We start from the raw sequence: 12,612 nt of genomic DNA on the forward strand, positions 1-12,612 counted from the left end.
CGTCGCGGGCTGTTGTCGCTTGCAGGCATCGGCGGTGCAGGCGCCGTTGCCGGGCTTGCCGCGGGCTACCTGGGCCATGATGCCGTCGCCGCAGCAGCTGCCCCGGCAGCCGCTCCGGGTTCCGTGGTTCCCTTCTACGGCGAACGCCAAGCGGGCATTGTCACTCCGGCGCAGGACCGCCTCCACATGGCCGCCTTCGACGTCACTGTGGAAGATCGCGCCGCCGTGATCAAGCTGCTCAAAGACTGGACCGCGGCGGCCGAAGCCATGACTGCAGGCCGGACAACAGGCGTCACCGGCGCCGTCGACGGTCCTTACGATGCTCCGCCTGAAGATACCGGCGAGGCGCTCGACCTCGGCGCGGGGAACCTCACGCTGACGTTCGGCTTCGGCCCGAGCTTCTTCGAGAAGGACGGGAAGGCCCGTTTTGGCCTTCAAGGCCGCCGCCCCGACGCCCTGATCGACTTGCCGCACTTCCCCGGGGACGCACTCCAACCGGAACGGACGGGCGGGGACCTCGTGGTCCAGGCGTGCGCCGACGATCCCCAAGTGGCCGTCCACGCAATCCGCAACCTCGCCCGGATCGGCTTCGGCAACGTACGCGTCCGCTGGTCCCAACTCGGCTTCGGCCGGACCTCCTCCACCTCCAGGGCACAGGCAACTCCGCGGAACCTCTTCGGTTTCAAGGACGGCACCGCCAACCTCAAGTCGGAGGACACCTCGCTCCTGGACGACCACGTGTGGGCTACGGCCGGAACCCGCCCGGGTGAAGCCTGGATGGCCGGAGGCAGCTACCTCGTCTCGCGCCGGATCCGGATGCTCATTGAGATCTGGGACCGGACGTCGCTGCGGGAACAGGAGGGCCTGATCGGCCGGACCAAGGGTGCCGGGGCGCCATTGTCCGGAGGAGAGGAATTCTCCGCGCCGGACTTCGGAATCAAGGGACGCGACGGTGGGCCGCTGATTCCCTTCGACTCCCACGTCCGCCTGGCCCACGCGGACCAGAACAACGGCGTGAAAATGCTCCGACGCGGCTACAACTACACGGACGGCTCGGACGGACTAGGCCACTTGGACGCCGGCCTTTTCTTCATCGCATTCGTGAAGGATCCGAGGACGCACTACGTACCCATGCAGATGGCCATGGCGAAGAGCGACAGGCTGGCGCTCGAATACCTGAAACACACGGGTTCGGGCCTGTTTGCGGTGCCACCGGGTTTCAAGCCCGGCGGATTCGTCGGCGACGGCCTCTTCACCTGAGGGCCGCCGTCGTCGAGAGCCGCGACCGCCGCGCGAGGGCCGCCGTCGTCGAGAGCCGCGACCGCGTCGCGAGGGCCGCCGTCGTCGAGAGCGCGCGGCGGCCGGGTGCGCGCACCGCTAGGAAGAACCCCTAGGAAAGAGGCCGTCCAGCCATCCGCTCGAGGCGCTCGATGCGGTCCCGCATGGGCGGGTGGGTAGCGAACAGCTTGGTCACCGCACCGCCACGGAACGGGTTGGCGATCATGAGGTGCGAGGTGTTCACGAGGCGCTGATCCTGCGGCAACGGCACCTGCTTGACGCCCGCTTCGATCCTCCGCAGGGCTGAGGCGAGTGCCAACGGATCGCCAGTGAGTTCGGCACCGTCGTGGTCGGCGTCGTACTCCCTGGTCCGGGAAATGGCGAGCTGGATCAGGGAAGCGGCAAACGGGGCGAGAAGGGCCATGGCGAGCATCGCGATCGGATTGGCGTTCCGCCGGTCCCCGCCGCCGAAGAACAGGAACATCTGGCCCACCGAGGTGATGACGCCCGCCACCGCGGCAGCGACGGACGAGGTCAGGATGTCGCGGTTGTAGACGTGCATGAGTTCATGCCCAAGTACGCCCCGGAGCTCGCGGGCGTCGAGCAACTGGAGGATGCCCTCCGTGCAGCACACGGCGGCGTTCTTCGGATTCCGGCCGGTGGCGAATGCATTGGGCGTCATGGTGGGCGAAACGTAGATGCGCGGCATGGGCTGGTTCGCCCGCGTCGAAAGCTCGCGCACGATGTAATACAGTTGCGGAGCTTGCTCTTCCGAAACCGGGAAGGCGGACATTGAGCGCAGGGCGATCTTGTCACTGTTCCAATATCCATATGCCGTGGTGGCAACACCGATGAGCGCCATGATCCACAGGGGCGACGCACTGCGGGTACCCGCACCGATCACGGCACCAAGTCCAAGCAGCACCGCCCAAAGCACACCGAACAGCGCTGCGGTTTTCAGGCCATTGTGATGATTATGCACTTCACTACTTTCTTGGAGTTATCTCGCGGTGATGCTTCAATTAACGCCGATTGGTGCTCCTGCGTTCCAGCATATGTTTGCTTGGTGTCCGGCGGGCGCGGCGCCCGCCGCTAGGGCACCGGATGCTGGGCGTCGTACTGCAGGAATCCGCGCTGCCAGCGGGCCACGAGGTACGCCAGGACCGCGCACAACACACCGCCCAGCAACAATACCCAACCCTCGCTGAGCGCTTTCGTCACGCCACCAGCGAGCATGTCCCCCACCCTCGGGCCACCCGCGACCACCACGATGAACACTCCTTGCAGGCGTCCGCGCATATGGTCGGGCGTAGCCGACTGCAGGATGGTTGTCCGGAAGACGGCACTCACGGAATCGGAGATGCCGGCGATCCCGCAGCACAGCGCCGCCAGGATAATCCAAGGGGTGGCGCCACTGCGTCCCGAGTCGCCGGCCAGCACTACAACGCACCCGAAAGCCGCGATGGACAAGCCCCAACCGGCGACAGACCAGACCACCGCGCTCCCCTGCCGGCGCACCCGTCCGAGTGGTCCCGAAAAGAGTCCGGCAAGGAAGGCTCCGACCGCCACCGAGGCGAGCAGGATGCCCACCGTCGTGTCGCCGCCACCGAGCATGGTGGCCGCGATCGCGGGCATGAGCGCGCGCGGCTGGGCGCAAATCATGGCGATGAGGTCAATGATGAAGGTCATGCGGAGGTTGGCCCGGGTGCCCAGGAAGCGGAAGCCTTCGACGACGGAGCGCAGGCCGGGTGCCGACGCGCCGTGGGCGGGTGGCATGGGCGGAAGCCTGAACAGGCTCCAGAGCGCGAATGCGAAGCTGATGGCGTCGATGGTGTAGGTCCAGCCAAAGCCGCTCGACGCAACGAGGACGCCGGCCAGGAGGGGTCCCGACGTCATCGAGATGCCCATGTTGAGCATGCTCAGCGCGTTCGCTGCGGGCAGCAGTTCCTTGCGGACCAACAAGGGAATGATGGCGCTCCGCGCCGGACCGTTGATGCCTTGGGTGCCGCTCTGGACCGCGACGAGGGCGAACAGAACCCACACGTTGTTCAGTTCGAACCACGCCTGGAGGGCGAGGGCCCCTGAACAGGCCCACAAGAGCAAGGACGACGCAATGGCGACCTTCCGCCGGTCGTAGGCGTCGGACACCGCTCCGCCGAACAGGCCCGCGACCACCAGGGGAACCAAGGCAAAGATACTGAGCAGGCCTACGTAGAGGCTTTGCTGCGTGATGCTGTAAACCTCGAGGCTGACCGCAACGAGGGTCAACTGCGATCCGACCATCGACACGGAAGACCCTAGCCATAAGCGCCGGAATGCCGGGCTCTCGCGCAAGGGTGTGATGTCAGCCAGGAGTTTCGCCACCGTCCAACCCTACCGAGCAACCAAGCGGCGCGATGACCGCGCAACTGTAGCGTCCGACGTCGGGATCCCCGGCAGGTGGGCGAGCCAGCCGACGTCGGGATCCCCGGCAGGTGGGCGAGCCAGCCGACGTCGGGATCCCCGGCAGGGAGGCACGGCCGGTCCGCGACCCGCACCCAACTTAGCCTCGCCTTATTGTGAAGAACTCATAATAAGTGCTTCAATGGGGGTATGGCAGATCACACGGTGGACCAGGAAGCGTGGGCTTCCGCCCTGCATTCCCACGGACGCCGCGTTACCAAACAGCGTCTCGCAGTCCTTGCTGCCGTTCAGGACCACCCGCATTCCCCTGCCGAGGCCATTCTGGCCGCCGCGCGCAAGGACCTCCCCGAGCTGACAGCGCAGTCTGTTTACGTGGTGCTGAGCGACCTCACGGACTTACAGATGCTGCGGCGCTTCGAGCCACCCCATTCGCCGGCGTTGTACGAAACGCGGGTGGGAGACAACCACCATCACGCCGTCTGCATCAGTTGCGGCAGGGTGGAGGACGTCGATTGCGCCGTCGGCCATGCACCATGCCTCACTCCGCATTGGGATGAACATTCCAAGCCAATGACCATCCAGATCGCGGATGTGCTTTACCAAGGCATCTGCCAGGAGTGCCAGGCAAAACAGAAACTTCCTACGCAAACGTACGCAACCCACGAAATAGGAGAACGATGACCGCGAAGATTTCGACTACCCAGTCGGGCGCACCCGTCATTTCGGACGCGCATTCCAAGTCCGTTGGCGCTGATGGTGCCATCATCCTGACCGACCACTACCTGGTGGAAAAGCTCGCGCAGTTCAACCGCGAGCGGGTCCCGGAGCGTGTGGTCCACGCCAAGGGCGGCGGCGCCTTCGGTACGTTCAAGACCACCTCGGACGTCTCCAAGTACACCAAGGCTGCCTTCCTGCAGCAGGGTGTCGAGACGGACATGCTCATCCGCTTCTCCTCGGTCGCCGGCGAGAACGGTTCCCCGGACACCTGGCGCGACCCCCGCGGTTTCGCCGTCAAGTTCTACACTTCCGAGGGCAACTACGACCTCGTTGGCAACAACACTCCGGTGTTCTTCATCCGCGACGGTATCAAGTTCCCGGACTTCATCCACTCCCAGAAGCGCCTCCCGGGCACCCACCTGCGCAACGCCGACATGCAGTGGGACTTCTGGACCCTCTCCCCCGAGTCCGCCCACCAGGTCACCTGGCTCATGGGCGACCGCGGCCTGCCCGCGTCCTGGCGTGAAATGCAGGGCTACGGCTCGCACACCTACCAGTGGATCAACGCCGAAGGCGAACGCTTCTGGGTCAAGTACCACTTCAAGTCCAACCAGGGCGTCAAGTCCATCTCCGGTGACCGCGCCGAAGAACTGGCCGGTTCGGACGCCGACTTCTACATCCGCGACCTCTACGAGAACATCGACGCCGGCAACTTCCCGTCCTGGGAACTGCACGTGCAGGTCATGCCTTACGAGGACGCCAAGACCTACCGCTTCAACCCGTTCGACCTCACCAAGGTGTGGCCGCACTCGGACTACCCGCTGATCCACGTCGGCACCATGGAGCTGAACAAGAACCCAGAGAACTACTTCGCGCAGATCGAGCAGGCCACCTTCGCGCCGTCGAACTTCGTCCCGGGTATCGCCGCTTCGCCGGACAAGATGCTGCAGGCCCGCATCTTCTCCTACGCCGACGCACACCGTTACCGCGTGGGCACCAACCATGCCCAGATCCCGGTGAACCAGCCCAAGAGCGAGGTCAACAACTACAGCCAGGACGGCGCTGGACGCTTCCTGTTCAACGCCCCGTCGGTTCCGGTCTACGCACCGAACTCCGTCGGTGGCCCGGCTGCCGTTGAGCAGAACCCGGCCGGCGGCTGGGAGAACGACGGCGAGCTCACGCACGCCGCCCACTCCCTGCACGCCGAGGACGGCGACTTCGTCCAGGCCGGCAACCTGTACCGCGACGTCTACAACGACGGCGAGAAGGCCCGCCTGCTCGAGACCATCACCGGTGCCGTTGGCGGCGTCAAGAGCGCCGACATCAAGGAACGCGCCATCCAGTACTGGACCAACGTCGATGCCGAACTCGGCGCCAAACTGCGCGCCAACCTCGGCGCAGGCGAAGGCGACTCGAGCGCAGAAGCAGCCAACAAGCTCTAGCATCGCCGGGCTTCGGCTCCCGCTTGCCTGAACGCGTTGCACGCAAAGCAGCCCCGCTGTGGATTTCTCCGCAGCGGGGCCGCTTTGGTTTAGGGGACGGGTTGGTTTGGGCCCGGTTTGCGGGAGCTGCTGGGACGGCGCGTCCGGCTTGACCGGCGCGTGCAGCGCGTCCGGCGCGTCCGGCGCTTGTGGGTGCTGGCGCGTCCGGCGCTTGTGGGTGCTGGCGCGTCCAGCGCGTCCGGCGCGTCCGGCGCGTCCGGCGCGTCCGGCGCGTCCGGCGCGTCCGGCGCTTGTGGGTGCTGGCGCGTCCGGCGCTTGTGGGTGCTGGCGCGTCCAGCGCGTCCGGCGCGTCCGGCGCGTCCGGCGCGTCCGGCGCGTCCGGCGCTTGGGTGTGCCATCCCCGAAGGTTTTCCACATAGTCAATGTGGGCTCTGGTCATGGTTGCGTGGCCATTCATAGGATCCTTCCATGAGCACATTTACCGGAATCCCCGCTGCAGCCATCGCGTTCTATGCCGAACTTGAAGACAACAACAACCGCGAGTGGTGGCTGGCACATAAGGATGTCTACGACTCATCGGTCAAGGAGCCCCTATCCCTGCTTCTTGCGGAGCTTGAGGACCAATTCGGTCCCGCCAAGATCTTCCGCCCAAATCGGGACATCCGGTTCTCGGCCGACAAGTCGCCTTACAAGACTGCCCAAGGAGCATTCGCGGCCACCAAGGAAGGCACCGGCTTCTATGTCCAACTGAGCGCAGAAGGCCTGCTTATCGGTGGCGGTTGCCACTCGCATTCGCCCGCTCAAATCAACCGGTTCCGTGCCGCTGTCGATGCCCCGGTCAGCGGAGAAGCGCTGCAACATATTGTCGAAGCAGTCGCAGCCGCCGGCTTCGCCATCGAAGGGGAGAAACTGAAGACGGTGCCACGTGGATTCGACAAAGACCATCCCCGGGCAGAATTGCTCAAGCACAAGTCCCTGTCCGCAGGAATCGAACTGGGCGAACCCGATTGGTTATCCACCTCGGACGCGAGGAAGGAAATCGCCGCCCGGTGGGAGCAGTTGCGGCCACTGGTCGAATGGATGAGCGAACACGCGGCCCCCTGACCCTTTGACGCCACCCCACCTGACGTCATCCTGTCTCGGAGCAACAAGAGCGCGGGAAGTGGGTGCGACCAAGCAGGAGAACCCCTCAGACCGTGCGGCCAAGGGGTTCTCTGCTGGAGGAGCCGGACACCATTGGTGCCGCTGGGTTAGACCGTCGTCAGGTCCTGGTTGTCTGCGTCGGGTGTAGCAACGGCTGACTTCGCTTCGGCGAACTTCTCGTTCAGGCGGGAGTGCCTCTGCCCATACGCAAAGTAGATTGCAAGTCCGATTGCCAGCCAGATGGCGAAGAAGATCCAGGTCTCCACGGCCAAGTTAGTCATCAGGTAGAGGCACAAGATGGCAGACACCACCGGGAGAACTTTGCCGAACGGTACCCGGAATGCTGGTTTCAGGTCGGGGCGCCGCTTTCGTAGGACCAGGATGCCCAAGCTCACCATGACGAATGCTGAAAGGGTGCCGATGTTGATCATTTCCTCAAGGAGGTCCACGTTGGTCAGGCCGGCCACGATTGCCACAGCCGCGCCGCAAATGATCTGGAGCCGCACCGGCGTCGAACGCTTGTCGCTGGTCTTGGACAGGGCACGAGGCAGGAGTCCGTCGCGGCTCATGGCGAGGACCACACGGGCCAAGCCCATGAGCAGCACCATGATGACCGTGGTCAAACCGATCAGCGAGCCGAAGGCGATGACCTTGGCCGCGTCCGTATTGCCTACGGCTTCGAAGGCCGTGGTCAGTGTGGGGTTCTTGGCCTGAGCCAACTGCGTGTAGGACACCATGCCGGTCAGAGCGAGGGAAACCAGGATGTACAAGGCCGTTACAAGGGCCAAGCCACCGAAGATACCCCGCGGCAGGGTCTTCTGCGGCGTCTTGACCTCTTCCGCGGAAGTGGCAACGACGTCGAAGCCGATGAAGGCGAAGAACACCAGGGCTGCGCCGGCGAAAATGCCGAGCGTCCCGTACTGCGCCGGAATCGCGCCTGTCAGGAAGCCGAAGAGCGACTGCTTCATGACGTCAGCGCCACCACTACCCCCAGTGGGCTGCGACGACGGGATAAACGGCGTGTAGTTGGAGAACTTCACGTACGTGAAGCCGACGATGATCACGAACAGCACCACGGCGATCTTGATCAGCGTGAAGATGTTGCCCACCCGGGCTGAAAGCTTTGTACCGAGCACAAGGAGCACTGTGAAGATTGCGACAATCAGGAATGCACCCCAATAGAGATCGACGCCACCGATGTTCACCGCGGGAGGCATGTCCACCCCCATGAGAGCGAACACCTTGCTGAGGTAGATTCCCCAGTACTTCGCGATGACGGCGGCAGCCGTAAAGAGTTCAAGGATGAGGTTCCAACCGATGATCCAGGCGAGCACCTCACCCATCGTGGCGTAGGTGAAGACATAGGCAGACCCGGCTACCGGGATTGCAGTGGCGAATTCGGCGTAACACATGATGGCCAATGCGCAGGTTATGGCAGCGACCGCGAAGGAGATCGTCACCGCGGGTCCGGCAAAATTTGCGGCGGCCTTCGCACCAACGGAGAAAATGCCGGCGCCCACAGCAACGGCGACTCCCATGATCATCAGGTCCCATGTGCTGAGGGAACGCTTGAGCTTGCGTCCGGGTTCATCGGCGTCCGCAATGGACTGCTCGATCGACTTGGTCCGGAAGAGGTTCATAAAAGAGTCCACAATCTTGATGGGGGTAGAAACAGACTCATCAAGAGTAGTGTCCATCCATTGGACGATCACATTTGTCCCACATCGCGAGACAGGCAGAAGGGCTACCAGGCCGTTCTATGGCTTGGGGACGTTCCAATCCATCAGGGTGGAACGGATGAGGAAACGCTTGCCCTCCGGCGATTCAACGGAAAAGCCGCTCCCCCTGCCGGGCACCACATCGACGGTCAAATGGGTATGGGACCAATAGTCGAACTGTTCCCTCGACATCCAGAATTCCAGGGGCTGAGGACAATCTTCAGCGCCGATGTCGAAGCGACCGAGGAGGACGTCGGAGTCACCCGTCAGGAACTCGCCCGCCGGGTAGCACATCGGCGAGGAACCGTCGCAACAACCACCCGATTGATGGAACATCAGCGGCCCGTGTTGGTCCCATAGTTTCTTCAGAAGTTCAACGGCAGCGGCGGTGAGCGCCACCCGGGAAAAATCTTCCCCGGACAGCGTCACAGCGGCGTCCAGCCTGGGTGCGTCCATCAGAACCTGAGAACCACGCGACCGTCGATTTTGGCGTGCTTCATTTCGTCGAAGACGGCGTTGACCTCAGACAGCTCCCTGGTGGAAACCGTCGGATGGATCTTGCCCTGCGCGTAGAAGTCGAGGGCTTCTTCCAGGTCTTGGCGCGTCCCCACAATCGAGCCTCTGACAGTCAGACCCTTGAGCACGATGTCGAAAATCGGAGCCGGGAAATCCCCCGGAGGCAATCCGTTGAAGACGATCGTCCCGCCGCGCCGCGCCATGCCGATGGCCTGCCCGAAGGCAGACGGGTGAACGGCCGTCACCAAAACGCCATGCGAGCCGCCTGTCTCCCGCTGGATCGCCTCGGCCGGGTCTTCATGCAATGCATTCACGGTGACCTCGGCGCCATGCTGCCGGGCAAGGGCCAACTTGTCATCCGCTATATCGACGGCGGCGACGCGGAATCCCATGGCGACGGCGTACTGCACTGCGATGTGCCCCAATCCGCCGATGCCGGAAATCGTCACCCATTGGCCCGGCTTGGCTTCAGTCATTTTCAAGCCCTTGTAAACGGTGACGCCTGCGCACAACACCGGCGCGACTTCCACCGGGTCCGAACCTGCCGGGATGCGGGCGGCAAAGCGGGTGTCCACCAGCATGTACTCGCAGAAGGAACCGTCCACGCTGTAGCCACCGTTCTTCTGGGCTTCGCATAACGTCTCCCATCCCGTTCGGCAATATTGGCAATCCCCGCAGGCAGACCAAAGCCATGCATTCCCGACCCAGTCTCCAACGGCCAAATCCGTAACACCCTCGCCGAGTTCCACCACCTCACCGACTCCTTCATGGCCTGGAACGAATGGCGGTGTCGGTTTGACCGGCCAGTCTCCCTCGGCCGCGTGCAGGTCGGTGTGGCAGACCCCTGAGGTGATCAGCCGGACGAGCGCTTCGCCGGGACCCGGCGTCGGGCGTTCCACTTCCAAGACTTCAAGGTCGGTTCCGAATTGCGTCACAACTGCTGCGTTCATCGTCGTCATTGGCGATTCTCCTAAGTAGTTTTGTTGTCTTTCGGCCTCGAGTTTGTGTACAGATAACGCCGCTAAAAGGCCGTCAAAAGGGCGTTATCTGTACACAAACTCCTAGAAGAAGCCGAGTTTGTTTTCGTTGTAGCTGACCAGGAGGTTCTTGGTCTGCTGGTAGTGGTCCAGCATCATGGCGTGGTTCTCACGTCCGATGCCCGAGGACTTGTAGCCGCCGAACGCGGCACCCGCCGGATAGGCATGGTAGTTGTTCACCCAGACCCGGCCCGCCTGGATTTCCCGGCCGGCCCGGTAAGCAACATTGCCATTGCGCGACCAGACTCCGGCGCCGAGACCGTAGAGGGTGTCGTTGGCAATGCCGATGGCGTCGTTGTAGTCGCTGAACTTCGTCACCGATACCACCGGGCCGAAGATCTCCTCCTGGAAGATGCGCATCCGGTTATGGCCCTCGAAAATGGTCGGCTGGACGTAGTAACCGCCCGCCAGCTCACCCGGGAGTTCCGCGCGGGCGCCCCCGGCAAGGACCTTGGCACCTTCCTGCTTTCCGATATCGATGTAGGAGAGGATCTTCTCAAGCTGGTCGTTGGAAGCCTGGGCGCCGATCTGGGTGTCCGTGTCCAGCGGATTGCCCTGGATTATCGTGCCCACTCGTGCCACAGCGTCCGCCATGAAGGAGCCGTAGATCCCTTCCTGGACCAGGGCCCGCGACGGGCACGTGCAGACTTCGCCCTGGTTGAAGGCGAAGAGGGTGAATCCTTCTTGCGCCTTGTCATAGAACGCGTCGTTCTGCGCAGCGACGTCGTCGAAAAAGATGTTGGGGCTCTTGCCGCCGAGTTCCAGCGTGACCGGGATGAGGTTTTGGCTCGCGTACTGGCTGATCAACCGGCCGGTGGTGGTTTCTCCTGTGAATGCGATCTTGCGGATCCGCGGGCTGGACGCCAGCGGCTTTCCGGCCTCGACACCGAAGCCGTTGACAACGTTGACCACACCCGCCGGGAGCAGGTCGGCGATCAATTCCATCAGGACCAGGATGGAGGCCGGCGTCTGTTCCGCCGGTTTGAGTACGACGGCGTTGCCCGCGGCAAGCGCCGGCGCGAGCTTCCAGACGGCCATGAGGATCGGGAAGTTCCACGGAATGATCTGGCCGACGACGCCCAGCGGCTCGTGGAAATGGTAGGCCGTGGTGTCGTCGTCAAGTTGGGACAAATGACCTTCCTGCGCCCGGATGGCCGAAGCGAAGTAACGGAAGTGGTCCGCGGCCAACGGGATGTCCGCGTTCAGGGTCTCACGGACGGGCTTGCCGTTGTCCCACGTTTCGGCAACTGCCAGCAACTCGACGTTCTCGTCAATGCGGTCGGCGATCCTGTTCAGGATCGCTGCGCGCTCGGTTGCGGAGGTCTTGCCCCAGGATGGAGCTACTTTGTGTGCGGCGTCCAGCGCCAGCTCGATGTCCTCGGCCGTGCCGCGCGCAACCTCACAGAAGGCTTTTCCGGTGACGGGAGTGATGTTCTCGAAGTACTGCCCCTTGACCGGAGCAACCCATTCTCCGCCGATCCAGTTCTCGTAGCGGTCCTTGAAGCTGACCTTTGAACCCTCTGCCCCTGGCTGTGCGTAAACAGTCATTGCTAGCTCCTTTGCTGCGCATCATGGTGGCTATCGCCATTGCGTAGAGCGTAGGAGCGTTAAGGTTGCAAGCAGGTTGCAACGGTGTGGGGCAGCTCACAAAAGGAGCGCCTAAGGGCCCGCGAGCTAAAGGCCCGCCGGGAAGGCGTACGAACTCGGAATGGTCGAGGGCGCCGTGCCGAAGGAGAGCACTACCTCGTCGTGCGCTTTGAGGACGATGTCGCCCACCGCGCCGTCTTGCTTGGCACCGTTGACGTAGGCAGTCCAGCCGCCCGTTCCGCCATGCGGTGCACCGGTGGAATCATTACCGTCCAGGACACCCCATTCCTTGAGGACCTGTCCCACGGTGTATTTCAGCCCCGCGGTGGGGGCCTCGATGTGGATGACGCCGGAAGTGTCATGCGTGTGCAGCGCGGAGATGCCGTTCGGTTGCCCGTCGGTCCCGAAGGTGAAGCCGATCCCGCCCGGAACCGAAACAGGCTTGCCGTTGACGAGGACGTCAAGGTGGGCGTGATAATGCTCCGCGGTGCCTTCGGCTGTGAGGATTTGCAGGCCCGCCGCTTTGATTCTTTGGTCCGCCCCTGCCGGGTTGATGTCCCAGCTCGCGCCGCTTGCGGATGCGGCCGCCGTCGGTTCCGCCGTCGAAGCTGTGGAGGCCGTGGAGGCTGATTGGGTCGGCGCCCCGCAGGCACTGGCTCCCACAAGGATTCCGGACAGGGTCAGGGCAACGGCGAGGCGTTTGTTCAGCACGGATGAAGCTTCTTTCGTTGGGCTCGCGTCCTACGATACGGCCCGAACCCACGTATTACC

General features: G+C 63.4%; 11 protein-coding genes. 4 read left to right on the forward strand and 7 right to left on the reverse strand.

Annotated elements, in window-relative coordinates; all coding sequences use genetic code 11:
• The first annotated feature begins 9 nt into the window (after window positions 1-9).
• Window positions 10-1,260 (forward strand): iron uptake transporter deferrochelatase/peroxidase subunit, encoded by a 1,251-nt coding sequence (gene efeB, locus ABCW42_RS16100; protein ID WP_423184919.1) that lies wholly within the window; start codon window positions 10-12, stop codon window positions 1,258-1,260.
• 130 nt (window positions 1,261-1,390) lie between these two features.
• On the opposite strand, the gene htpX is transcribed toward efeB, so the two are convergent.
• Window positions 1,391-2,260, reverse strand: a complete 870-nt coding sequence (gene htpX / locus ABCW42_RS16105) for a zinc metalloprotease HtpX (protein WP_423182130.1) — start codon at window positions 2,258-2,260, stop codon at window positions 1,391-1,393.
• A gap of 110 nt (window positions 2,261-2,370) precedes the next feature.
• A complete protein-coding gene (locus tag ABCW42_RS16110) occupies window positions 2,371-3,642 on the reverse strand; it encodes an MFS transporter (protein ID WP_423182131.1) in 1,272 nt (423 codons plus the stop codon).
• Window positions 3,643-3,870: 228 nt separating this feature from the next.
• Between ABCW42_RS16110 and ABCW42_RS16115 the strand changes: the two genes are divergently transcribed.
• The 3 genes from ABCW42_RS16115 to ABCW42_RS16125 all read left to right on the forward strand — a co-directional run bounded on the left by ABCW42_RS16115 (window position 3,871) and on the right by ABCW42_RS16125 (window position 6,944).
• Window positions 3,871-4,362: a Fur family transcriptional regulator gene (locus ABCW42_RS16115; protein WP_423182132.1), complete on the forward strand. Its 492-nt coding sequence runs from the start codon at window positions 3,871-3,873 to the stop codon at window positions 4,360-4,362.
• Window positions 4,359-5,840 carry a catalase gene (locus ABCW42_RS16120; protein ID WP_423182133.1) on the forward strand — a complete coding sequence of 494 codons (1,482 nt, stop codon included), beginning with the start codon at window positions 4,359-4,361 and terminating at the stop codon, window positions 5,838-5,840. Before ABCW42_RS16115 ends, ABCW42_RS16120 begins: the two co-directional genes overlap by 4 nt.
• Before the next feature lie 468 nt (window positions 5,841-6,308).
• On the forward strand, window positions 6,309-6,944 hold the full coding sequence (locus ABCW42_RS16125) for a DUF2461 domain-containing protein (protein ID WP_423182134.1): 636 nt from the start codon (window positions 6,309-6,311) through the stop codon (window positions 6,942-6,944).
• Window positions 6,945-7,090: 146 nt separating this feature from the next.
• On the opposite strand, the gene ABCW42_RS16130 is transcribed toward ABCW42_RS16125, so the two are convergent.
• From ABCW42_RS16130 to ABCW42_RS16150, 5 genes are all read right to left on the reverse strand, one after another.
• The gene (locus ABCW42_RS16130) at window positions 7,091-8,623 is read right to left on the reverse strand and encodes an amino acid permease (protein WP_423184920.1); all 1,533 of its coding nucleotides are present in this window, start codon (window positions 8,621-8,623) and stop codon (window positions 7,091-7,093) included.
• Between the two features lie 117 nt (window positions 8,624-8,740).
• The gene (locus ABCW42_RS16135; RefSeq protein ID WP_423182135.1) at window positions 8,741-9,157 is read right to left on the reverse strand and encodes a DUF779 domain-containing protein; all 417 of its coding nucleotides are present in this window, start codon (window positions 9,155-9,157) and stop codon (window positions 8,741-8,743) included.
• A complete protein-coding gene (gene adhP / locus ABCW42_RS16140; protein WP_423184921.1) occupies window positions 9,157-10,167 on the reverse strand; it encodes an alcohol dehydrogenase AdhP in 1,011 nt (336 codons plus the stop codon). The genes ABCW42_RS16135 and adhP overlap by 1 nt, the downstream gene beginning before the upstream one ends.
• A 111-nt stretch (window positions 10,168-10,278) precedes the next feature.
• Window positions 10,279-11,802, reverse strand: a complete 1,524-nt coding sequence (locus tag ABCW42_RS16145; protein ID WP_423182136.1) for an aldehyde dehydrogenase family protein — start codon at window positions 11,800-11,802, stop codon at window positions 10,279-10,281.
• A gap of 126 nt (window positions 11,803-11,928) precedes the next feature.
• Window positions 11,929-12,552, reverse strand: a complete 624-nt coding sequence (locus ABCW42_RS16150; RefSeq protein WP_423182137.1) for a hypothetical protein — start codon at window positions 12,550-12,552, stop codon at window positions 11,929-11,931.
• Window positions 12,553-12,612 lie beyond the last annotated feature (60 nt).

The sequence above is a fragment of the Arthrobacter sp. NyZ413 genome, from assembly GCF_049390645.1.
GTDB lineage: Bacteria > Actinomycetota > Actinomycetes > Actinomycetales > Micrococcaceae > Arthrobacter.

Excerpts from the sequence above, each read along its gene's own strand:
- ABCW42_RS16115 (WP_423182132.1), top strand. The coding sequence starts at position 3,871 with ATGGCAGATCACACGGTGGACCAGGAAGCGTGGGCTTCCGCCCTGCAT.
- ABCW42_RS16130 (WP_423184920.1), bottom strand. The coding sequence starts at position 8,623 with ATGAACCTCTTCCGGACCAAGTCGATCGAGCAGTCCATTGCGGACGCC.
- ABCW42_RS16135 (WP_423182135.1), bottom strand. The coding sequence starts at position 9,157 with ATGGACGCACCCAGGCTGGACGCCGCTGTGACGCTGTCCGGGGAAGAT.
- ABCW42_RS16120 (WP_423182133.1), top strand. The coding sequence starts at position 4,359 with ATGACCGCGAAGATTTCGACTACCCAGTCGGGCGCACCCGTCATTTCG.
- ABCW42_RS16145 (WP_423182136.1), bottom strand. The coding sequence starts at position 11,802 with ATGACTGTTTACGCACAGCCAGGGGCAGAGGGTTCAAAGGTCAGCTTC.
- adhP (WP_423184921.1), bottom strand. The coding sequence starts at position 10,167 with ATGAACGCAGCAGTTGTGACGCAATTCGGAACCGACCTTGAAGTCTTG.
- ABCW42_RS16125 (WP_423182134.1), top strand. The coding sequence starts at position 6,309 with ATGAGCACATTTACCGGAATCCCCGCTGCAGCCATCGCGTTCTATGCC.